The following is a 22341-nucleotide window of genomic DNA, read 5'->3' as shown; positions in this document are numbered from 1 at the left end:
TTTCCATTTACAAATGTACATAGCTTGCATCATGAAACCTGCGCAGGGATCAGCTGGATGACTTAACATTTCGTAACTACTTTGCATAATACACGATGAAACAAATTTTGCATGTCACCTCCAGTCCGCGGGGTGATCAATCGAACAGCACCCGCCTGGGGAGCCGGATTGTTGAACTACTTCTTACCCAATTTCCTGGCAGTGAAGTAAGTATCAACGATACTGTGAAGAAGAACTATATCCACCTCAATGAAATTCACCCGGTCGCTTACAGACTGGCTGATACAGAACACACACCAGAACAAAAAGATACCCTGTATAGTTCGGATCAAGCTGTAAAAGAATTGCTTGCAGCCGAGATCATTGTTATCAGTGTGCCCATGTACAACTTTAACATTCCTTCGGCCCTTAAAGCCTGGATCGATCATATAGTGCGGGCCGGTAAAACTTTCAGCTACCAAACCGGCAGGCCGGAAGGTTTATTAAAAGGGAAAAAAGTGTATCTGGCCATTGCCTCCAATGGCGTGTATTCGGATGGACCTATGAAACCTTTCGATTTTGGGGAACCTTACCTGCGCTTTATCCTCGAATTTATGGGCATTACCGATATAACCACTTACCGCATTGAAGGAGCTGGTATTCCCGGCCTTATGGAATCGGCCCTCGCGGCAGGTTTAGAAAGCGTTGCGGTTTAGACGCCTACAGGATTTGAAGACGTTGACGAATAGAGAAGAAACAACACGCGTTGCGAACAGCCCACTACAATGGTTGGTCATTCATGTAACAAAGGCTGCAGTGATCCTTGCGGGTTCACTACAGCCTTTTACTGTTTCGTTGCGTATCAATGCGGTGGGCCATTGACCTAAATAGAATACTTTAGCCAGCTACCAGGGTGGCATTGGGAATCGTGACGCCTAAATACCCTGCATAATTTTGCAGGTGATGCTGGTATCCTGCCTGCTGGAAGAAATCGCTCATCGTATTGCTGGTGTAATCTTTATCAAGCGTAGTGTTGAATACAAAATAGTTCCGGTTCTGTTGCTGGTATCCATAGACGTAGAATGTACCGGCCAATATCAGGAATGCCTCTTTTAAACTCACGGTTACCCCGTCGATGGTTGTTGTAATCGCGCCAGCATCGGGCTGGGGTATGTATTGATAAGCAACGGTACCTACCAATACACATACGGGGAAGCAGGGTACGATGTCGTTAAAGTTATGGTAATGCCAGGCATTGGTAATTTTGGCATCGAGGTCGTTGGCAAATGCGCCATTGCCAGCTGCCGGCGCTGCAAAGGTTAAGAGGGAAAGGTTGCTCAACGAATAATTGGTATTGGCAATACTGCTTACCAAATAAGAAGCGTACACATTGGCAATATTTCCGCCGAGGCTATGACCGGTAATGATCAGTTGCTTACCGGGCGTTATCACATTTTGATTGAGGTATTCGGTAATCGTTTGGCCCGACCCGAGCGAGTCCTGCATTGCCTGCAGGTTTGTGAAGGAAGTATTGGTACCATTGCTGATAATGGCCTTCGGAATACTTGAATAGGGCCAGCTTACGGTAGTGATTACGTCCATGTCTTCCAGGACCCAGTTGGCAAAGGCATCCCAGTTATCAAATACATCTTGTGGTGGCAGTGAACCACGGATTGCCAATGCGTAAGTAGAAGTGGCGGTTTCAAGTGCAATAAAGGCATAGTTTCCATCTTCGGTTTGGACCCCATTCCAAACTACCTTCCAGCCCGGCAGGTAGGTGGCAATATCGCTGACAGGATCCGGATCGTACGTTACATAAGAGAGTAACACAGCAGGTTTTGCAGCAGCAGGTTGTGGTGTGGTGCTGTTGGCATTGATGGTAATTGCTTGCATGGTAATGGTGAATTTTTTAAGATGAACGAATAGTAACGATCAGGGAGGAGTTATCGTTTCGTAGTGTATGGGTGGGGGAAGTTGCTTAGCGGAACTAAGGTAGGGGGTTTATCCGGATCAGCTTAAAGTATCATTACGCAAAATTGGGTGTTGCTTCTCCGTTATTGTACTCGTTCAAGTCCATGTTTTCTGGAATTATTAGTACCGATGCCAGGTTGTGTAACCTTGTTCAACTTACCAATCGCATCATTGTTTGTTAGGGCCTCTGTGAATTGTGCGGGAGATGATCATAATACGCCCTGTCATTTTTAGTGAAAATGAGGCTGTTTCAAAAGTTGTGCTATTTATTCGAGACCGGTACGGGTCGGGTACGGATCGGGTACGGGAGCGCTACGGAGCCGGTGCCTGCGGACGGATCGATCAGGGAGGCAGAGATCTTTTGACCATGACCAGACTGATCTCGTCTTGAACCGATTTACAAACTTACCAAAGAAAATAAGTTGCTCCCAGCACTCGCCGGCGAATGTCAGGTTATGTCAGGAAAAGTCATGACATTTCGTTTGTATTTTGCAGCATGAAAATGTTTCAGGCTCAACTCACCCTGCGGGAAAGGCCCCGTGGATTTCACCTCATTACCAACGAAATCGTTCGGGCGATGCCCCAGATCGGTGAAATTGCCGCCGGTATGTGTCAGGTCTTTATCCAGCATACCTCTGCCTCTCTAACTATCAACGAAAACGCCGACCCAACTGTACGGGAGGATTTCGAAACCTGGTTCAACAAATCGGTGCCGGAAAATGATCCGGACTATGTACATACCGATGAAGGTCCGGATGATATGCCTGCCCACCTGAAAGCAGCCTTGTTGGGCAGTTCAGTGCTGATACCCGTAAACCGGGGGCGGCTGGCGCTGGGCATCTGGCAGGGCATCTACCTCTGCGAGCACCGCAACCAGGGCGGGAGCAGAAAACTGGTGATCTCTGTTTGGGGAACGCCCCTATAGGGCATGTAACGTACTGGCCAATGTTTAGGAAAATTTATACCAAAGCCTCTTTGTTATACCGGTTCCGGTATTCGAGGGGCGACATACCCGTGAATCTTTTAAATACTTCGCGAAACGCCTTTACATCGGAATAGCCAACTTCGTACATGACCTCATTGACCGTTTTACGGGTAGTTTCCAGCGCTTTTTTTGCCGATTCGATCTTTACCCTTTGCGCATATTCGACAGGCGTGTTACCCGTGGCTTTGATGAATCGCCTGTCAAAGTTTCGTCTGCCCACGGCAAACCTGGACGATAAGTCCTCCACCGACAACTTTTCATCGATCCTGCTCTCTATGTAAGCCTGTGCTTTTTGCACCATCTCATCGCCATGTAACTTCTGACCGGTGAAGATGGCAAAGGCACTTTGACTCTGGCGATCCAATTCTACCTGAAACATCTTGGAGCAAAAAATAGCGGTCGTTCTGTCGTAGAATTTTTCTATCAGGTAGATCAGTAAATTAAGGAAGGAATACGCCCCACCATTGGTATAGATGCCATGCTCGTCGGTGATGAGTTTTTCGATCTGTAAATTGACCCGGGGAAATAAGGCTTTGAAATTTTCTTCATAACACCAATGGGTGGAGCAGTTCTTTCCATCCAGTATACCTGCATCGGCGAGCATAAACGTGCCGGAACACATGCTGGCTATCTCTGCACCCTGCTTGTACTGACGGGCAAGCCAATCTACCAACGGTTTATTTCCATTCATTGCCTGCTGGTAAGTGCCCTCCAGCGACGGAACTATGATCAGGTTCGTTTTATCAATATCGTTGATCAGGGTATCTGCATGAACGCTCAACATACCCTTCTGAAAATCGATCTTATTCGATACGCCGGCTGTTTCTATTTTATACAACTCCTGCCTGCCGCTTTGCTTCCAGAAGGCATTGGCAACAGAAAACATTTCGTAAGACCCAACTATACAGGCTATGCTACTAAGGTTGGTTTGTCCGTCGGGTACCAATATGGTTACGCGTTTCATGGCTTTTTTATTTCTCCAAACTTAAGCAAGAAGCGTGTCCAAATCAACCCACCTGAAAGTCTAATTACCACCCCTTCTCTTTCCGATCAGGACAATAGCTTTGGGGGCTGATAAATATCAAATCACTTAAAATAAGTTTGGTCATGAACAGTTTGAAGAGCAAAAATGCCGTGGCATACCGCCATGGCGGCCTTGGTGCGGCTATTTACCTCATTACTACTCTATTAATCATCGTTACCGCAGTCGGCACATCAATGGGCCAATCGACTCTACCCGCAACAAATGCCTCCGGAATCAATAACAAATCAAAACATACAAATATGAACGATCAAAGTTTCACCACTACCCTGCTGATCGACAAATCGCCTGAAGATGTATATAAGGCAATGGTCAACGTGCGGGGCTGGTGGTCGGAAGAAATAGAAGGGGGCACTACCAACCTGAACGACGAGTTTAAATATCACTACATGGATGTGCACACTGCCAGGATGAAGCTCATTGAGGTGGTGCCCAACAAAAAGGTTGTTTGGCAGGTGCTGGACAATCATTTCAAATTCACGAAAGACCAATCCGAATGGAAAGGAAATAAGGTGGTTTTTGAACTCAGTTCAAAAGATGGCAAAACGCAATTACAGTTCACACAGCAAGGGCTGGTGCCGGAATATGAATGCTATGATATCTGCAAAGATGCCTGGACTCATTTTATTACAGAAAGCCTTCGCGACCTGGTGTTAACCGGCAAAGGGCAACCCAACAAGAAAGAGAAAGTGAACGAGTTCAACGAAGACAACCTGAAAAAGCACAATAAGCAATAAAAGTTCCTTTTACGGGAATTAAAAAACCGGGTAAGCAATTCGTGGATTGCTTACCCGGTTTTAGCTGTGGCTTAGCTGTCAGAGTTTAAGCGAGCCTTCTATTGAATCATCCAATGTTTTTCCCATCATAGCGCCAGCGACCATTTTTACAAAGGCAATGGCATTGCCGTGTTTATTATCCCAGTAATAACCACTTTCGGGCGTTACACGGAGTATGGTGATCCTCGGATCGTCCTTTCCTTCCGTAAACCAGGTTTTGAACAACGGCTTCCATAACTCATCGATCTTCTTCTTATCATTGCTGATGACGGCCTTTCCATACAGCGTCAGGAAATCGGCATGTGCTGACCCTTGAAAGAATAACTGCACTGATCCGTCTTCATTGATCTCCTGGTTTGTGTGACTATCACTGGCACTAAGAAACCACAAATTGCCATCGTTATCGACTTCCTGTACCGACATCGGTCTGGTTTTTATTTCCGCGCCCTGCGTGATATGTGTACAGAAAAAACAGGTATCGGCCTTTGTAGCCAGCTCCCTGATCTTTTTAATAGCTGCAGCGCCGGATAATGATTCATGATTATCTTCCGGCTGGTTCTTATTGATGCTGTTCATATAGCTTTTTATGGAATAGTATAAAAAATGATGCCCGGTCTTTATGGCCTCTTACTCAATCAAAAAGGCCAGGGATTACCTGGCCTTTGTCCATACAACACTACACTACCAACTCAACGATATATTACCAACCGAACCTTGTAGCATCCGTTATTTTGCCGGACTCTTTATCCTGAACAAACCCGATCACCTCCCAGCTGCTCTTATCGAAATCCTTCGGCAATCGAATCTCTGCCGTTGAGCCGTTTTGCAGGGACACCTGCTTCAGGTCCCGAACAATCTGCACATGCGACAGATCCCGGCCCATATTCTCTCCGGCTTTTACCCTGCTTTCTGCCTTTTTTTGAACAAGGGCCACCACCAGCTCCGACTTTGTGTTTTGCTCGCCATTGTGGGAAATGATCAGATTTTTACCATCGATCACTCCATTTAGCTTCAACTTACGGGGCAGATCCTGTTGCAGCTGTTCACCAATTGCAGCCGATATGGAGCGCTGATCGGAGCCAACGAATTCACCGGCACCATTCACCACCAATTGCGGTGTATAAATGGGATCGACATGCAGTAAGCGGGCATACTCCTGCTGACGGGCGGTGTAGGACTTATCGCTGAAGCGATCCTTCCATCCCTGGTGATCCCAATAATCGACATGATAGGCCAGGATATAAAGTTGGCCTTGCTGGTCCTGTGCCCCTAACTGCTCTATCAGCCGATCGGCCGGCGGACAACTGGAGCATCCCTCTGAAGTAAACAGCTCTATCACTGCAAATCCCTTTCCTGTGTTATTCATGGTATCGTTTTTTTCTACAGACCGTTTTAACAGGAATGAGGCTGTAACAAACAACAACAATAACATGGCCGCCCCAAACCCGAGTCTTTTAATCGCTTTCATATCGTGTGTATTATTTATCATTGATTTTTAACAAAAGTAGGGGCGGCCTGGTGCGAAGGAAAGGAGAAACGCCATTAAGCCGACAAATCGACAGGCGGGGTGGACAATTGCGACCGCCAAGTTTATCGAAGATGCGTAGTGCAGTCTACAGCATTACGGCTTCTATCCGGGCAATTCTACAATGTAATACCTCCGTCGATCACGAACTCCGATCCCGTTATATAGCTTGCGGCATCATCACATAGGTAGGCTACCATTTTTGCTACATCTGTAGGGGTTCCAATCTTCTTCAGAGGAATTTTCTCCGATGCGAGCATCTTGAATACTTCATCAGCTGTGCCGCTGTCCATACCCGCTTTGCTTAATACTTCTGTGCGTGTGGGGCCGGGGCTTACAATATTGACCCTAATCTTTTTGGGTGCCAGTTCTGCAGCAGCGGTTTTGGCGATCGAATTCAATGCTGCCTTGCTTGCCTGGTAGATGGAACTGCCGGGCATATGGGTCGAGGCGACAATGGAGGATAGGATTACCACCGAAGCTCCTTCGCTCAACAGGGGTACAAACCTGCTCAATGTGAAATAAGCTCCTTTGAAGTTTATGTTCATCACATTGTCGAAATTCTCTTCAGTGGCCTGTCCGATCGTTGAGTTGTAGCCTGTAATACCGGCATTGATGAATAGTATATCCACCCGGCCAAACTGCTGCTGTACGACCTCGTAAAATGTTTCCGTATCCTTCAGACTGGCCTGATCAGCTACAAAAGGGATCGCGCCTATTTCAGCTGCCGCTTTTTCAATCGCCTCTTTTCTCCTTCCTGTAATGATAACTGTTGCGCCGCTTTTTACCAGGTATTCCGCAGTTGCGTACCCTATGCCACTATTACCTCCCGTAACGATGGCCACTTTATTTTTGAACTGTTGCATGATTATTTGTTTAGTGCAAAACTATTCTCATTTTGGTATACATTTGTAACCAGTATCACAGAGTATACCAATTTACAATAGCATATGCTTAGAAATCAATCGGAAGAATTACGCGCTTTACAGGATACACTTTATTTTATCGGCGGCAAATGGCGGCTGCCCATCATCAATTCCATTTGTAATGGAAACCGCCGTTTCAGGGAAATAGAGCGAAGCATTCCGGGCATTACTACCAGGATGTTGTCGAAAGAACTGAAGGAAATGGAAATGAATAAACTTGTGAAACGAACCGTTTATGACGATTCGCCCGTACTGGTGGAATATGAGCCAACAGAACATTGCCGGTCGTTTGGCGGTATTATTACCGAAATGATCAAGTGGGGTAAGTCGCACCGTATTGTAGTAACGAAAAAATAAGCACGTTTGAACCTTTGCGGGAGACTAGTTCTCCGACTCGCGCGGCCTTTGTCTAACTGGGCCCCTCAATTGTCCGCTTCGCCGTGAATAAGCTGGTCAACTGCCCTTGCCTGCTGCAATTTTGTGTCATCGATAACAATTAAAACAAAATAGTATGACACAGAAAACTACCAAAGCAATTTACTGGACAGGCGCCTCTTTAACTTCCTTGTGGTTTGGCTCCAGCGGTTTATTTGAATTGACCAGTAATCCTATCGTTTGGGAAATAACCCGCCAACTCGGTTACCCTCCCCACTTCATTTACACACTCGGTATTTTCAAACTTTCAGGCATTGCCGTGTTGCTGATCCCCGGTAAGCTATTGCGCCTTAAAGAATGGGTATTTGCCGGTATCTTCTTCGATATCATCTTCGCTTTTGCCTCCAAGCTGCTGGTACTTGGTTTTGCAGCCACCATCGATGCGATTGTCGCCTTCGTGATGGTATCTGTAACCTACCTGATGTTCCGGAAACTGTATACCGCCAACTATTCGGGACCCGATAATGGCATGACCCTTCAACAAAAGTTGGCCGGCATTTAGGGAGGCTGTCACATCAATGATTGATCCGCCGGTAACGGCTGCAGACGGAATACATTATACACCCAAAAACAAATCGCCCGACTTAGTAAGTCGGGCGATCTCTTTTAACGATCTTCCATCCAGGAAAGGAACGCTTGTGATTTCTCCTTATTGACCAGTAATTTCTCTGGCGTTTCGATGACCAGTTTTACAAATAGCTTGCGCAGGAAATAGGGTTCTACCTCTTTGATAGCTTTAAAGTTTACCAGGTATTGCCGGTTCAACCGGAAAAACTGTTTGGCAGATACCGATTGGGTGATCTGGTCGAGCGACTGACTGATCGTATACTGCTGCTTATCGAAACAGAGTATCCAGGTACTATCGTGCCGGATATAAAACAAGGCTATGTCTTCTACACTTACAGTGCGGTATTTTTGACTTTGGAATACGAGAAAGGTGGTTTTACCCGCGGGCGCCGTCAATTTCGACAGCAGGTCTGTGAGGTCGGGTGTTGCCTTTTGCTGAAAGAAGTTCTTCAATTCATCGACTTTCTTAAAGGCATTCTGGATATCCTCTTTTGAGAATGGCTTAAGAACATAATCGACTCCATTACTTTTGAAAGCCTCCAGCGAATACTCATCGTAGGCCGTACAAAAGACTACCGGGCAAGTGATCTTCACCGATTTAAAGATCTCGAAACTGACCCCATCGGCCAGCTGTATATCCATAAAGATGAGATCGGGCGCCGGTCCCTCCGAAAGTGCCTTCACCGAGCTTTCCACACTCTGGTACCGGCCGATGATCTTTGCATTGGGCCTCAACTCCAGAATCATGTTCTCCAACGATCGGGCGGTCTTTAATTCATCTTCAATGATGATGATGTTCATATATTAAAGGAAGTTTTATTTTGAATACTTGTTGATCGTTGGCTATCTCAACCTTCTTATCGATAAAATGGCTGTAGCGTAATTCAATATTCTTCAATCCTACACCCAGGGAACTGTTTTCGCCGCTCTTCAATTGCACAGGATTCTCCAGAACGATCATGCCGTTCTCTTCATACAGGTGAATATGTAATGGTTTTTCGAGCGATACGATATTGTGCTTAAGGCAGTTTTCTACCAGCAGTTGCAAGGTAAACGGCGGGATCAACGTGGCAAGCGTGCCCGAACTGAGGGAGTTCTTAAAGATAAACCCCTCTTCGAAACGAGCCTTCTGCAAAAAGAGGTAAGCGTTGAGAATCTCCATCTCTTCCTGTACATGAATGAGATCGAGTTTACGGCTCTCCAGGGTATACCTATAAAAATTAGACAGTTTAATAATAAACGGAACAGCTTCCTTTTCCCCGCTTTCGACCATTGCCTTTAAGGTATTGAGGCTATTGAACAGGAAATGCGGATTGACCTGCTGCTTCAGCAGCTCATACTGTGCACTCAAATGTTCGTTGCGGATGGTTTCCAGCTCCATGTTGACCTGCTGGTTCTCATGGTTCTGTTGCAAGAGATGAAGGAACATGTAAAAGATCAGGTTGATCAGTATACCGCGTACTTCTACCATCAACATAGCAGGACCGAAATCGATATGCGACAATATCAACTGTTGTATATAGGCGAGCACCAGCATTACTACGAGGCCGAACAGCAGACTGCTCATCAACCGGGAATAGGAAATACTTTGTTTTCGCGGCTGATTACTTCTGCGGGAGATGACATAGATATTGAAGTACCACATCAACAACGCGAAAGCGGCCGTTATGGCCGCGTTCACGATGGCTTCCGCGGGATTGAAATGCCGGGAAGCAAGTTGTGGCACTGAAGATAATAGGCCCAGCAGCAGGGAACTGCCCCAGATCAAGGCGGGTGAAATCTTCAATGCAGTTCTTTTCATCAAAAACTTCTTTATTAATTGGTGAAGGTAAAATTTTTGAAATATCTACCGGTCATAAATTGCCCGCTTCTATAATGGCATCGGCAAATGCCTGGGGCGCTTCCTGGGGAAGATTATGCCCTGCACCCTTAACGATATGGTGCACATGTTTTGCCGTAAACAATTTTGCAAAAGCCGATCCGTCACTGGCAGGCACTACGCCGTCAGCATCTCCATCGAGGGTAACAGCCGGTACCGAAATGGCGGGGCGGGCGGCCAGTTTGGCTTCTATGGCATCATACTGTTTTTCGCCTGGCTCCTGGCTCAGTCTCCAGCGATAATTGTGCAATACAATGGGCACATAATCGGGGTTGTTGAACGAAGCGGCCGAGCGATTGAATGTTGCAGAATCAAAATCCCATTTGGGCGAAACTGTTTTCCAGATCAGTTTGTTGAAGTCGGAATAGTTTTGCGTGTACCCTTGTTTGCCCCTTTCGGTCGCGAAATAGAATTGATACCACCAGCCCAGTTCAACTTTTGGAGCAAGGGGTTGTTTGTTTTTCTCGAGGTTATTGATAAGGTAACCGTTCACTGAAACCAACGCCTTTACCCGTTCGGGCCACAGGGCCGCGATAATATCGGCAGTTCTGGCTCCCCAATCGAAGCCTCCCAAAATGGCCGTTTTGATTTGGAGCGCATCCATCAATGCAATGATATCACCCGCCACCGCAGCTTGTTGCCCGTTCCGGAATGTTTTATCGGACAGGAAGTGTGTGGTACCATGCCCCCTCAGGTGGGGAACGATCACTCTAAATCCTTTATCTGCCAGCAACGCTGCAGTTGCTTCGTAGCTGTGTATATCGTAGGGCCAGCCATGCAGGAGGATGACCGGCTGACCATTGTGGGGACCAATTTCTGCATAACCTACATCGAGCAATCCGGCCCTGATCTGTTTGATGTTGTCGAAAGCAGTTGCTGATGCGATAGAAGCAGCCTGGACCTTTGAAGTATCGTGTGCGTCTGATGCCATTAAAGCTGCTGGGGCCAGTATGAAACTGGCAAGAACAAAGATAGTTGTGCTCAAGGAGCGGTTGAGTTTGATGATCGCTTTCATATGATGAACTATTTTAAGTGGTTTTTAGGTCGCGGCGCATTCTAATGCCCGCCGACAACACAAATGTAATCCGAAGGTTCTGCGGAAGGAATTGATTTTGAGGGCAATCGGACAGATCGGACCGTGAAGTGGACAGGTGGCGGGGTGAAAATGACGCATGTTGGAAAATCGGGAAGCCGTACATTTGTTGGCGCAAATATTCAACGCCCAGTTCAATCTTGCGATTCAATCCGCCTCCCGCACAATCCGCATCACTGATTTCGATAATGCCAGCCAGCCCTGCTCTCCCGTGCCAATCTAAATAATACCCGTATGCAAAAGACCTTGCTTATCTGTTTGATGGCTCTTTGCTGCTGTTACCTGGCAGCTGCTCAGCCAACCAGGTTGTATCAAACACTCAAACACTATAATGAACCGCAGAAGAGGCTGCTGACAAAAAATATGGGACGGTTCATTTATATGGTCTTTCAAGGTCAGTGGGACCTCGACAGTTCCGTGCAATATGCCTGTCACGTATACGGCATCAATCGCCAGTTTCCCTACGACGAAATGATCTATGACCCCGGCTTGCAGCAAGAGGTGGAATGGCTGCAGCAGCGAGCTCCTGAGCGCGTTGCCGCTGTGGCGGCGCAGGCAAGCGGCGAACGAAAAACTCGCCTACTTTTGGAGTTGGTCATCTACTATCTGCACCAAACAGGCAAAGATTCAGCAGACCTTGATAATGCTAAAAAGTATCTGACAGCTGCACGTACAGCTGGTACCACGGAACGCTGGAAAACAGAATGCGATGCCTTGCAGGGAGAATTACTTTACCAGCAAGGGATGATGGATGAAGGTGAAAAGCTTTTTGCTGCCGTGGCCAATCGCTTTGCGCCCAAAGAGATCAGCCAGCGTAAAGCGATGGCCTTTCATCAATGGGCGCTGCATCTGCCATTTAGTGATACCCTCCGGCTGCAGTATCTCGAAAAAGCTTTCCATGATTATCAGCAATTGGGTTTAAAAGAACAGGCTATTGAGGTGCTATCGGACATTGTGACCTATAATTTCATCATCGATTACCGGTTGGCTATTCCCAAACTGGCAGAAGTGATCGCGCTGGAACAAGCAACCGGTTACCGCCATACCATGGACAATTACTTTGTACGTTCTTATATTCATACTGTAGGCTCTGATTATATCCCGGCATTGAACGATGTTGATAGCTGCATGGCAGTTATGACCGAGACCGGTGATTCGCTCTTGTACAGTATGGTCTGCGCCCGGAGAGGATCTGTGTATGAATTCTTTGCTGAAGACGCAAAGGCCTATGAATGGTTTAGGAAAGGTATTGCCCGGATGAACCTGGAACCGCAGGAATTCTGGTACAAGAATTTTACACAAATGACTACCTCGCTGGCCTTCGATAGTTCTGGTGGCAAAGCCTTGTCGTGGATGAGAACCATCGTAGCCCGCTACCCGCCACAGGGTGGTATGGATAAGATATCGATAGACTACGGGACCGGATACTGCTATGAAAAAATGGGGCAAATGAAGGACGCTGAGCGATATTACACAAAGGTACTGGATGCCATTTCCGGATTTCCGCCCGAGCATGTCAATGGCTCCATCCTGATGTTTTATCTTGTAATAGGGCGCTTCTATGTCAATCAACAACAATATATCAAAGGCAGACAATTATTGGAAAAGGGTTTGGCCCTCAGTAAGGGTAATGACTTTATCCACTTTTACCAGAAAACCTACCAGCTGCTTAGCAAACTGGACGCCATAGATGGCAATTACAAGGCGGCTTATGAACATCAGCAGCAATTCAAGTTCTACAGCGATTCCATGTTCAACCTGCGTCAACGCTTTCAAATGCAGGAATTGAACGTTCAGTATGAAACAACCAAAAAAGACCAGGATATCAAGTTCCTGACACAGGAAGGTTTACTCAAAGAGTCGGACCTGCAGCAGGCGCGGCTAACCAGAAATATTGTAATAGGAAGTCTTGCTTTGCTTGCGCTGATGGCCGGTCTGCTGTACAATCAATTCCGGGTGAAACAGAGAAGTGCGCGGGCAATCGGGCAAAAGAACAAAGCGCTTCAGCAACTGGTTGATGAAAAGCAATGGTTACTGAAGGAAGTGCACCACCGGGTAAAGAACAACCTGCAAACCATTGTGAGCCTGCTCGAGTTGCAGTCGAACTATGGCCAAAACGACCCACTTTCTGCTATCCAGGCCAGTCAGAACAGGATCTATGCGACCTCTTTGTTGCACCAGAAATTGTACCAGGATGATAACAAGTCATCCGTTGACATGCGGGTTTACCTGCCGGAACTGATCAACTACCTCCAGGATGCATTTGAAACGCGCCAAAAGATCCGCTTTGAAACGGTGGTAGATTCGATTGACCTCGATATCTCGCAGGCTGTACCCATTGGCATCATCGTCAATGAGACCGTTACCAATGCTATCAAGCACGCTTTCCCGAGAGAGATCCTGCACCCTGCGATCATCATCACCCTATCAATGACGGATAAGGTACAGGCAGTTCTTCAGGTAGCTGACAATGGTGTTGGCATGCCAGCAGTCCGGAAACAACAGGGCCTGGGCCTGGAGCTCGTTTACGGACTCGCTGAGGACCTCAACGGAACTGTTGAGATCACGAGCAGCGAAGGAACCACGATGACTATCCGGTTTACGCCGAAAAGGGATCTGTCTAAAGAATACGGCAACCGTCACGGAAACGGAGAACCTGAAAGGATGAGTACGTTAACTATATGATCCCAATACGCAAAAAGCCTCCCATTGCTGAGAGGCTTTTTGCTGACCTGGCAGGATCGCTGCCGGCTTGTATTTTAGAACCTGATAACATTCAACTGCCTGTCGACCATCAACCCATCGGTTGGCTTGATATCTACATCCAGCTTTCGTTTCGCCATCAGTTTAATCACAAACAATTCGCCTGTTCCTTGCAATGTTTGCTGGTTGCCAACATTTACAAACGTGGGATAAAATGACTTTTTCCCGTTGCTGTGCAGGCGGTCATTCGTCATGTTTTGCATATTCTTAGTTGCACGCGGTACGATACCCACGAATTCAAAGTCCTGCTGGCTATAGGGCAAAGCGAAGCTGAGCGCATTCACCGACTTCAGGTTGACTCCTTTTACACTAATTTCAATCACCTCGCCTTTATTGCAGGATCTTTTGGCAGTACTGATCTCAATGGTGCCGGCTATACTATCATTTTGAGGGGCACTCTCTTCCTCCGCAAGACGGGTAGCCACCTGAGATATATCGAAGGCATCGATCAGGTTATTCTTATTAACATCGCCTTTGCTCACATAGCCTTCAAAGTCTGCATCCCCCTTTCGTAATCCTGTATAATTGATATAAGATGTAAGGTCGTTTTGATCGATCTTGTTGTCGTTGTTGATATCGCCGGGAATGAAACTGGCAGAACCGGGTACTTTAAACACATACAACTCGCGGCCTGAACCAAATCCACCTACGGCGTCTGCTACTGTTATCCTGATATATTTTGCCATTGGATGGTTGGGGAACTGGACCTCTTTTGTGTCGCCATTCCTGGCCCATTCAAAGGGGCTGGGTGCCGACCAGGTTACTTTGTCTTCGCTGTAAGCGATCGTTCCTTTCAACAAAATACCATTACCTCTGTTGCGGGGCAGGTATTGTAATTTTTCAAGCTGGTTGGTTGAATTAAGGTCGATGGTAAACGTAAAGGGCACGGCCTTCGATCCCCATTGCGTGTGCCACATACTGCTTTCATCAAAATCAAATAAGCTGGCTATTTCTGCTCCTTCCTGTGCAGGGGCCGATGCTTCTGCCGTTATGTTTTTGATAGCAAACTCAAGCGGATTAACCTTTGTTTTACCGCTGAACTGCTTCCAGGCGGACATTCCCGTTTTATTAACTGCCCGCAGCTTAAAATCGTAAACAGTTTCAGGAACTAAATCTTCAAATAAAAACGCATTGTCTTTGATCGTGCTGTAGAGCTGGTCTTGAAATTCTATTTCATAGTAGTCGGCATTGGCCACTTTGCCCCAGGTTGGTTGTAACGTGTAAGCCTGCGCGTTTGAATTCAGCACCTGTGCCTGGACCGGAATGGTCAACGGTCCGGAGGACTTGCGTAAATGATCATTGGGGGCGAAACGGAAACCGGTAAGGGTAAGCGCTACGGCATTCCGGATAATATCGGTTGCCGCCACCTTTACGTAGACGACCGGATTTTTCGTGATCACCACCTTTTCAAATTCACTGTCCTTAGTCGCAAACTGGTTCATATTGGGAGCGGCCTCATAGAAGTATACGTTTGTTCCGGTTGAAAACTGATCATAAGAAGTGACCTTTTTGAGCGCAACTGGTTTGCCGCCTACTATTGCCTTAATGCCGGTTGGCGCCTGAGTAACGTTGATGTGAAATTCAGTCGCCTTATTCTTTTCAAAGCCATCGAAGTTACCTTTTGCGGGGTGAACCGTGATCATGGCTGTATTGCCCGCTACGGCAGACTCGATGAAGGTGGTGACTCCTTTGCCATTCTTATATGACTCTGTAAGTCCGTCATCGTCGTATTCAGTAAAGGAATTTTTTCCAGCGGGATAAACTTCATAGATGCGCAAGGCCTTGTTGATCGCAACAACCTGGTTATTGGGCTGTACCATCGGGATGATGGCGCCGGCTTTTACAAATACAGGCAATTTCCAAAGGGGTACTTCATAATTGTTGATGATGCGGTTGCCTTCATACCTATTGCCGGAGAAATAATCGATCCATTCGCCCTTGGGCAGGTAAATGCCGTTGCGGATATCATTGCCTGCAGCATCTGCCCTGGTTTCTTTGTAAATGGGTGCCACCAGGAAGCCCGGACCATACAAGTATTGATATTGTGTTGCTTTCCCCAGCGTATACTGATTTGGATATTCCAGGAACATGGCCCGGATCATGGGCAGCCCGTGCACCGCTTCTTTAGCGATACTGTAGGCATAAGGGAGCAGGGAGGATTTCAGTTTTAAATACGTGCGGTTGATGGAAGTAGCTGGTTCACCGAGCGCGTGCGGGTATTTCTCGTTGGCACCCCAACCATCCATGTTCAATTGCATGGGCGTAAATGTCTTCCATTGAAAATCCCGAACATTCACCGGAGTACTCTTACCGCCAAATATGCCATCCATATCCGATGTGATGTTGGGCTGGCCAGATAAGCCAGTGCCCAGGTAGGTAGGGATGTGAAAGCGTATGTACTCCCACACGCCGCCGGTTTGATCGCCGGACCATATCGTTGCGTAACGTTGGGTGCCGGCCCAGCCGTCGAGGGAAATGATGAAGGGACGCGCCTCATTGCCAAACTTCGGCATAATATGGGCTGCGTCGGCAACGCCATTGAGGCCGAAGGAATATCCTCTGCCTACCCAGGCCACATCCGTTTTAAGCACCCGTACACCGGCAACGCCAACTTCTTTCTCGATATCCCGTTGCAACAATGCACTGATGCCGTCTTTGGGGTGCAGGTCCGACTGTGTCCAAAGGCCTATTTGTACGCCTTGCTGCCTGGCATAATCACCGAAGGATTTCAGGTTTAGGATATTGCTGTCCAAAGTACCCGTTTGGCCATAGCCAGCTCCGTAGCCATCGTTGGGCAGGATCCACCCAAATGGCATATCGTGTGCTTTATAACGATCGATCACGGCACGGGCTGAGAATTGGTAGTTGTTCTTTTCTCCGTTCAAAGACTCTTTGGTGCCGCCATTGTCTTTCTGGTTTTCTTTATAGCGTTTTCCATCTTCGAATGCGATGCCGGACGAATCCTGCTTCCAATAATCACGGTTATAGGCATTGAGGTGGCCTTCGTAGAAACCAAATTTGGGTATGAGGACCGGGTTGCCGGTAAGTTGGTAAAAGTCATTGAGCAGGGATACCGGCTTTGCATTTACCATAAAAAAGACATCGAGGTAGTCGGTTTCGTGCGAAAGGGTGACTACCCCTTTTTCATGGGCGCCGAAATCGTACTTGCCTTTCTTAAAGGTGTACCACATAAAACCGTACCCATTGGTAGACCAGTAATAAGGAGTTGGAGAAGCGACGCCACCATCGGTCCAGCTGTTTTGATTTTCGATGGCGATGGATTTCCCTTTATGTGAGAACCTACCATTTTGAACACCGCCGCCATAGAAGTATTCCTGGGGTTGTTCCTTTAACCTCAGCGTAGCTTGTTTCTTCGTAAGCTCAAAAAGATTGGTTACTTCAACGACGCTTTTGTTTTCGCCGTTGAGGATGCTAAGGCTCAGCGATTTCTTGTCCAGCTGAACAGTGATCTTCGCGCTGGTGATAATCATTTTTGTTCCCTTATCGCTGATGTTCAATGCGGTCACCTGTTTACGTGGATTCTCTACCAGAATATTGGCCGCGGGGGTTGCAGCAGGATCGCGGAACTCCTTGCCGATGCTATCGTACAATAACCGGAAGATGTTGTCGCCGTAGAAATCCAATAACATATGACTCCGATTGGAATAGGTGATCTCTACCGTAGTGCTATTGACCTTTTTAGCACTGACGATCTTCGCTGTATTTATTGGTGCTTTACTGAGCTTGCTGATGGGGGCCTGTGCCGATATGTTGTTGTTAACAGTTACCTGAAGTAATAGGAGCAGCAGACAGGTGATTGAAATCCGGAATGAGTGTTTCATGATCGCAGAAGATTGCTTTAATATCGATTCCGGTAAAATTAAACACTAAATGGTAGCCGCCGGGGAAGTGCGTAATCGATTGCATGATTATTTAAGCGGTAGCGGCGGCTATGCCGGTAGTGGTTTCAAGACAGCTGAGAGGATGAATTTTGGAGGGCGCTGACGATCGGTTGCTGCGGAATGTAGAGGCTATATGTTCACGGAAATATGATGAACCGGTGCGTCGTAAAACAAAAAAGCCTCACATTACTGTGAGGCTTTTTGCGGACCGGACGGAAATCCAGACCTCCTTATAACTTATTGAAAAAGAAGTATTTATTTCTTTTATCACGATTTTTCTCGATCAATCCGTGATTTTTCAAAAAACTTACATGCCTTTACAGCACTTGACATGACTTTCCAAAGAAACTGTTTGCAGACACTTTAATCAAGTATTTTACAAAAGGTAGTGTCTCAGTTTGAAAAAAAGCTTTTTTGATCAACCTAGCCGTTGGAGTCAAGATAGGTGTAAAAAAAACCTTATCGATTCGGGGTATTATCTAAGGGTCCTCTCAGAGCTACGCCAATAATAAAGGCGGGCAAAAATTATCAGAATAGCTCCTGTAATGAAGGCGGGAGTATAGCCTGGTAAATCTGCTATTTTAAGCGCCAGACCTAAAACATAATAACGATACCGATTATTCTTACTGCGGCCATTCTACTAAGCTAACGCTTTTGTGTAATTTTTATAACCAATTCTTTAGGCTCCCCAAATAATTCTCTTTCAGGTGGTGGTAAAAAACAATCCCTGCGTGCCCCAAAAACCCTGCGTGAAAACGCAGGGCGTACACTAATCAAACTCGTTAACCATTAAACCTTATCCTTTATTATAGAAACAACAAAACCACCCCGGCGTACTAAGCGAAATGCAACTATCTTTAAAACTTCCTCATGTTTTGATATTCGTCAACCCACACTTGGACTAAGGGTTGCTAAAAAAGGGGGCGGGCCTATATTCTGTCATTAGAATTGAATTCCACTTTTTTCGGCTTCTTTTACCAGGATGACAAACTACGCTATATCTTTTGGGTGTCGGATCTTCACATTACAGAAATATTATATGAAAAATACTAACTCATCTTCTGGATCAAAAAATCCCACCTTCTCCATATTTGGAGTACTGGCTTATCGTCAGTTTTACGGCAAGGCCGCGGCCGTAGATCCGATTGGGCAGCTTTTAAAATATCCTACCGACGTGTTGATCATTATGCTCTCAAAAATAAATGCGATCATCTTTGAGTGCGGCGGCGATCCCAATCAAATTGATAACGATACATTCAGTCTCGTATTTAACAAACTGCACAGATCGATCTATGAGAGGTTGATTAAAATACGCTCAACTCCGGAAGGCAAGTATGCTGCGGTCTTTAGTTCGCAGGTCATTGTGAACCTCATGGCGAAACTCATCGCCCGTTACAGGCCGATAGATGATCAGGACAGCATCAATGAAGAAAGTGAGGCGCTCTTGCAGAAGGATTTGTTCGATACACTTCTAGCCATTAACGAGGCGTATTACAATCGGGCCGATACTAAAAACTTGTTGTCGATAGATTTCCTTTGGAAGCTGGAACTATTTCAGCAGGAGTTCGCAAGGAAGAAAGCCGACATGTATGGTGTCAATGCATTGAAGGCTTTTTTATTCTTTCGTTTTGTGGGAGAGCGATACGGCGAAGCCCCTTTAAAGGAATTTGCCGCCGCGTTCAGTGTAGTGTCTCCCTATAATTTCTATTTCGTGTTCCTGCAAACTATAATCTCTTCTTATACTGGTTATGAACAGGACAGGCAGCCCCGGTATTGCATAGTAGATGCGACACTGGAACGCGTGCTCGAACCCTTTATCTATGATCCTGCTGCTGCATCCGGTAGCTCTTTTTCAGGCGAGTCCTTTGCACTGATCAACCAACCCTTTTACCGTTTTTCGGAAGGCGTAGCTGTGCTCGATTTTGATTTCTTCTCGAATTTAACTGATATAAGTCTCATTTATCATTTTTATAAAGTCACCTCGCTGAAGAAAAATCATGGTATAAACAATTACAACGAGTACCTGGGCATAATTGGAAAATATTTTTTTGAGGAGTATATCACGCTGCAGTTAGTCAGGCAAATATTTACGCACCGGTACGATACCATCAAGACCGACAAAGATGACCCGCAATATCCCGACATCCTGATTATGCAGAATAACAAAGATGTATTTGTCATTGAAGTGAAATCTACAAGAATACATGGAACGGTAGTAGACAGGGCCGATACGCAAGGTCTCCAGCAATTCTTATATGACCAGTTCGCCACTGAAAAGAAATTCGCAGGAGAAAAAAATAAGGGGATTTATCAGCTAAGAAATCAAATCCGGCATCTCAAATCGCTTGGTAGCAAATTCAGGCTTTTTCCAATAATCGTTTACACGGAACCATCCCTTGACATTTCAGGTGTCAATACTTTTCTTGATGAACAATTTGATGCCATCATTTCAGATGAGCGATCTTCTTTCATAAAAACTCATCCGCTTACGCTGATTCATCTACATTTTTTTATTAAATATTACCCGCAGTTAAAAACCGAACGCTTTTTCCTACGTGACAGGGTTACTGAGTATCATGATCGTAAAAAGAAGGAATTAAAAGAAGCTATCAAAAAAGCTAACCCCTGGACCTATCTTACTGCCCAGTTTTCCTTTATGCGCTTCATGGAACAGGCTTACCCGACTGGAGATCCGATGAGTTATTTCACAAAGGCAGCTACAGATTTCGGTTTTGGCGAGCAGGCGCAAGACGCCGGAAATCTTCCCTACCAATTACGGAATTTGTTTGTTATAATTATCAATTAGCGAATTTCAACTGAACTTCCTTCTAAATTCAGTGATGTGGAACAATTAGTAACCACGCTAATCTCAAAGCTCAATAATGCAGAGGATTCGCTCCAACATGAACCAAGCTCTTTCTTGAAACTGGAGCAAGCCTCTTGCCCCGTCAAAACACTCCTCACCATCACGTGAAAACACGGGTACTACCATCTTAAAAAACAACTTACCTTAACCTCCTCCTTGTAACTAAAAACTATTACCATGTCCGCCAAACTAACCATCCTCATCTTCTTATTCTGCTGTATTGAAGCCAGGGCCGACGCGCCGCAACGTTTACTAGTTCCACGTATTGAAAAACCCATTATGGCAAAAAACGGGGTCATTGAACTACCGGCCTATTGTTCAGACATATCCAGGATTTGGCCCGAAACAGGTAGCATCATAAAGAAAATTTACTGGGGCGCGAAGGAAACAAAAATTAAACTTATAGTGAATGGAAAAACGAAAGATATAAGTCTCGATGCTGCCATGTTTATATACCACCTCGTAAAGCTGATGGCCGAAGCCCGTAGCATCTCCATTCACCCCACTTCTACCGGTGTAAAATTAGTACGGCTTCAATCTGAAGGGTTTCTAGTCGGGATGACTAGCGAGTTACCGCCTCTCACAAGGGAAGAATATACGCAGATGATGCCCGGTTTGACAATGTATGATAAGAATGAACATATCACTTATTATTTGGGATACCAGCAAAATTGGTGGCGGGCCATTCACGAATCCGGTAAGCAGGATGCAATGAGCACCATCCGGGAGATAGCGGAACAAACATTCAAAAATAAAAAGGGGTTGGAACTGACATTTGGAGGCCCGGGGATGATAAAGTTGTACGACAAGGGAAATAATTTAAAACTCGTCAGTGATTTCTATTCTACCGAATCGCTCATGCTTTATAACTTAAAAAGGCTCGGGGTTGAAGACTATGATGATCTGCAAGTGTGCTTAAACTTTGACCCCGCCGATTCATCTTTGCTATCATTCACCATATCCGGAAAGTATAGAAATATTGTTCCATTCGAGATTGAAAACAGTTCATCCAGCGAAATTCTCGTCACAACAAGTATTCAAAAAGAAGTTGACCTCGTTCCCGGCATAAGCATTGAAAGTAGCGTTGCTATAGAAGTCGATTCAAAAAAGAATAAAGCGGATATTAATTACCCGTTGAAAAAATGTGAACTTAAATTTTCCGGTAGTATCTGTACCCCCGGATCAATTTCCATCGATGCAGAAGTCTGTGGCATCAAAGTATCCTTAAAACCCTCCGCTTTTAGGTTTAATGAATATTAGTTGGCGAACTAATTCCGCGGTGGTCTTTTGCGAGACTGTATATAAACTGTGTCAAAGGTTAAACACACTAACGAGCATCGAGGTGTCTTGTCTGTACTTTTATATACAAGCAGGGATTGCCTACTGAGTTGCAGGCGATTGGCTACTTCTTCGTTGTTTAGACCTTCTTTAAAAAAGAGAATTGCGAACTGCTGCAATTTCGGAGGGAGTTGATCAATCAAGGAAATGAGATGCTTCGACAGATCCCGCTTTTCAAGGTCGGGTACCAGGAAATGCTCATCAATGATCATTTCGGGCGGTTCACCAACTGTAACCAGGCGCTTTTTGCGGAGCAAGGAGTAGCATTTGTTTCTAATGACTGTTATAAGAGAA

17 protein-coding genes are annotated in these 22341 nt (G+C 45.9%); 8 read left to right on the top strand and 9 right to left on the bottom strand.

Translation table 11 applies throughout. The features are described from left to right. Positions 1 to 95: 95 nt before the first annotated feature. Positions 96 to 695 carry an NAD(P)H-dependent oxidoreductase gene (locus P2H89_RS15590; protein WP_275828392.1) on the top strand — a complete coding sequence of 200 codons (600 nt, stop codon included), beginning with the start codon at positions 96 to 98 and terminating at the stop codon, positions 693 to 695. A gap of 181 nt (positions 696 to 876) precedes the next feature. Here P2H89_RS15590 and P2H89_RS15585 read toward each other — a convergent pair whose 3' ends face one another. Next, a complete protein-coding gene (locus tag P2H89_RS15585; protein WP_275828390.1) occupies positions 877 to 1872 on the bottom strand; it encodes a lipase family protein in 996 nt (331 codons plus the stop codon). A 574-nt stretch (positions 1873 to 2446) separates the two neighbouring features. Here P2H89_RS15585 and P2H89_RS15580 point away from each other — a divergent pair. After that, positions 2447 to 2875 carry a secondary thiamine-phosphate synthase enzyme YjbQ gene (locus P2H89_RS15580; RefSeq protein WP_275828388.1) on the top strand — a complete coding sequence of 143 codons (429 nt, stop codon included), beginning with the start codon at positions 2447 to 2449 and terminating at the stop codon, positions 2873 to 2875. A gap of 34 nt (positions 2876 to 2909) precedes the next feature. Here the strand turns inward: P2H89_RS15580 and P2H89_RS15575 are convergent, their stop codons facing one another. Then, positions 2910 to 3899, bottom strand: a complete 990-nt coding sequence (locus P2H89_RS15575; protein ID WP_275828386.1) for a helix-turn-helix domain-containing protein — start codon at positions 3897 to 3899, stop codon at positions 2910 to 2912. A gap of 320 nt (positions 3900 to 4219) precedes the next feature. Between P2H89_RS15575 and P2H89_RS15570 the strand changes: the two genes are divergently transcribed. After that, the gene (locus tag P2H89_RS15570; RefSeq protein WP_275828384.1) at positions 4220 to 4714 is read left to right on the top strand and encodes an SRPBCC domain-containing protein; all 495 of its coding nucleotides are present in this window, start codon (positions 4220 to 4222) and stop codon (positions 4712 to 4714) included. Between the two features lie 78 nt (positions 4715 to 4792). On the opposite strand, the gene P2H89_RS15565 is transcribed toward P2H89_RS15570, so the two are convergent. The 3 genes from P2H89_RS15565 to P2H89_RS15555 form a co-directional block, all read right to left on the bottom strand. Continuing rightward, positions 4793 to 5329 carry a pyridoxamine 5'-phosphate oxidase family protein gene (locus tag P2H89_RS15565; RefSeq protein ID WP_275828383.1) on the bottom strand — a complete coding sequence of 179 codons (537 nt, stop codon included), beginning with the start codon at positions 5327 to 5329 and terminating at the stop codon, positions 4793 to 4795. Positions 5330 to 5453: 124 nt separating this feature from the next. Beyond that, positions 5454 to 6119, bottom strand: a complete 666-nt coding sequence (locus tag P2H89_RS15560; protein WP_275828381.1) for a DUF1223 domain-containing protein — start codon at positions 6117 to 6119, stop codon at positions 5454 to 5456. Between the two features lie 278 nt (positions 6120 to 6397). After that, on the bottom strand, positions 6398 to 7144 hold the full coding sequence (locus P2H89_RS15555; protein WP_275828379.1) for a glucose 1-dehydrogenase: 747 nt from the start codon (positions 7142 to 7144) through the stop codon (positions 6398 to 6400). A gap of 84 nt (positions 7145 to 7228) precedes the next feature. Here P2H89_RS15555 and P2H89_RS15550 point away from each other — a divergent pair, with 84 nt between their 5' ends. Continuing rightward, a complete protein-coding gene (locus P2H89_RS15550) occupies positions 7229 to 7561 on the top strand; it encodes a helix-turn-helix domain-containing protein (protein WP_275828377.1) in 333 nt (110 codons plus the stop codon). Between the two features lie 154 nt (positions 7562 to 7715). Then, on the top strand, positions 7716 to 8141 hold the full coding sequence (locus P2H89_RS15545) for a DoxX family protein (protein WP_275828375.1): 426 nt from the start codon (positions 7716 to 7718) through the stop codon (positions 8139 to 8141). Positions 8142 to 8245: 104 nt separating this feature from the next. Here the strand turns inward: P2H89_RS15545 and P2H89_RS15540 are convergent, their stop codons facing one another. Genes P2H89_RS15540 through P2H89_RS15530 form a run of 3 tightly spaced genes read right to left on the bottom strand, consistent with a single transcriptional unit; the run spans position 8246 to position 11100 of the window. Then, positions 8246 to 9007 carry a LytTR family DNA-binding domain-containing protein gene (locus P2H89_RS15540; protein ID WP_275828374.1) on the bottom strand — a complete coding sequence of 254 codons (762 nt, stop codon included), beginning with the start codon at positions 9005 to 9007 and terminating at the stop codon, positions 8246 to 8248. Then, positions 8988 to 10007, bottom strand: coding sequence for a histidine kinase (locus P2H89_RS15535; RefSeq protein ID WP_275828372.1), 1020 nt, complete (start codon positions 10005 to 10007; stop codon positions 8988 to 8990). Before P2H89_RS15535 ends, P2H89_RS15540 begins: the two co-directional genes overlap by 20 nt. Before the next feature lie 52 nt (positions 10008 to 10059). Continuing rightward, complete coding sequence (locus tag P2H89_RS15530) at positions 10060 to 11100, bottom strand: alpha/beta hydrolase (protein ID WP_275828370.1); 1041 nt, start codon at positions 11098 to 11100, stop codon at positions 10060 to 10062. Positions 11101 to 11412: 312 nt separating this feature from the next. On the opposite strand from P2H89_RS15530, the gene P2H89_RS15525 reads away from it, so the two are divergent. After that, on the top strand, positions 11413 to 13863 hold the full coding sequence (locus P2H89_RS15525) for a sensor histidine kinase (RefSeq protein ID WP_275828368.1): 2451 nt from the start codon (positions 11413 to 11415) through the stop codon (positions 13861 to 13863). 74 nt (positions 13864 to 13937) lie between these two features. Here the strand turns inward: P2H89_RS15525 and P2H89_RS15520 are convergent, their stop codons facing one another. Continuing rightward, positions 13938 to 17783 carry a TIM-barrel domain-containing protein gene (locus P2H89_RS15520; protein ID WP_275828366.1) on the bottom strand — a complete coding sequence of 1282 codons (3846 nt, stop codon included), beginning with the start codon at positions 17781 to 17783 and terminating at the stop codon, positions 13938 to 13940. Positions 17784 to 18882: 1099 nt separating this feature from the next. Here P2H89_RS15520 and P2H89_RS15515 point away from each other — a divergent pair. Together P2H89_RS15515 and P2H89_RS15510 are read left to right on the top strand one after the other, a co-directional pair. Continuing rightward, on the top strand, positions 18883 to 20649 hold the full coding sequence (locus tag P2H89_RS15515) for a hypothetical protein (protein ID WP_275828364.1): 1767 nt from the start codon (positions 18883 to 18885) through the stop codon (positions 20647 to 20649). Between the two features lie 237 nt (positions 20650 to 20886). Next, a complete protein-coding gene (locus P2H89_RS15510) occupies positions 20887 to 21969 on the top strand; it encodes a hypothetical protein (RefSeq protein ID WP_275828363.1) in 1083 nt (360 codons plus the stop codon). Positions 21970 to 22341 lie beyond the last annotated feature (372 nt).

Source organism: Paraflavitalea sp. CAU 1676 (assembly GCF_029223285.1).
Lineage (GTDB): Bacteria > Bacteroidota > Bacteroidia > Chitinophagales > Chitinophagaceae > Paraflavitalea.
This window is presented reverse-complemented; position numbering and strand designations above follow the sequence as displayed.

Bases quoted from the DNA above. Each gene is read 5' to 3' on its own strand.
- P2H89_RS15590 (WP_275828392.1), top strand. From the start codon at position 96: ATGAAACAAATTTTGCATGTCACCTCCAGTCCGCGGGGTGATCAATCG.
- P2H89_RS15585 (WP_275828390.1), bottom strand. From the start codon at position 1,872: ATGCAAGCAATTACCATCAATGCCAACAGCACCACACCACAACCTGCT.
- P2H89_RS15580 (WP_275828388.1), top strand. From the start codon at position 2,447: ATGAAAATGTTTCAGGCTCAACTCACCCTGCGGGAAAGGCCCCGTGGA.
- P2H89_RS15575 (WP_275828386.1), bottom strand. From the start codon at position 3,899: ATGAAACGCGTAACCATATTGGTACCCGACGGACAAACCAACCTTAGT.
- P2H89_RS15570 (WP_275828384.1), top strand. From the start codon at position 4,220: ATGAACGATCAAAGTTTCACCACTACCCTGCTGATCGACAAATCGCCT.
- P2H89_RS15565 (WP_275828383.1), bottom strand. From the start codon at position 5,329: ATGAACAGCATCAATAAGAACCAGCCGGAAGATAATCATGAATCATTA.
- P2H89_RS15560 (WP_275828381.1), bottom strand. From the start codon at position 6,119: ATGAATAACACAGGAAAGGGATTTGCAGTGATAGAGCTGTTTACTTCA.
- P2H89_RS15555 (WP_275828379.1), bottom strand. From the start codon at position 7,144: ATGCAACAGTTCAAAAATAAAGTGGCCATCGTTACGGGAGGTAATAGT.
- P2H89_RS15550 (WP_275828377.1), top strand. From the start codon at position 7,229: ATGCTTAGAAATCAATCGGAAGAATTACGCGCTTTACAGGATACACTT.
- P2H89_RS15545 (WP_275828375.1), top strand. From the start codon at position 7,716: ATGACACAGAAAACTACCAAAGCAATTTACTGGACAGGCGCCTCTTTA.
- P2H89_RS15540 (WP_275828374.1), bottom strand. From the start codon at position 9,007: ATGAACATCATCATCATTGAAGATGAATTAAAGACCGCCCGATCGTTG.
- P2H89_RS15535 (WP_275828372.1), bottom strand. From the start codon at position 10,007: ATGAAAAGAACTGCATTGAAGATTTCACCCGCCTTGATCTGGGGCAGT.
- P2H89_RS15530 (WP_275828370.1), bottom strand. From the start codon at position 11,100: ATGAAAGCGATCATCAAACTCAACCGCTCCTTGAGCACAACTATCTTT.
- P2H89_RS15525 (WP_275828368.1), top strand. From the start codon at position 11,413: ATGCAAAAGACCTTGCTTATCTGTTTGATGGCTCTTTGCTGCTGTTAC.
- P2H89_RS15520 (WP_275828366.1), bottom strand. From the start codon at position 17,783: ATGAAACACTCATTCCGGATTTCAATCACCTGTCTGCTGCTCCTATTA.
- P2H89_RS15515 (WP_275828364.1), top strand. From the start codon at position 18,883: ATGAAAAATACTAACTCATCTTCTGGATCAAAAAATCCCACCTTCTCC.
- P2H89_RS15510 (WP_275828363.1), top strand. From the start codon at position 20,887: ATGTCCGCCAAACTAACCATCCTCATCTTCTTATTCTGCTGTATTGAA.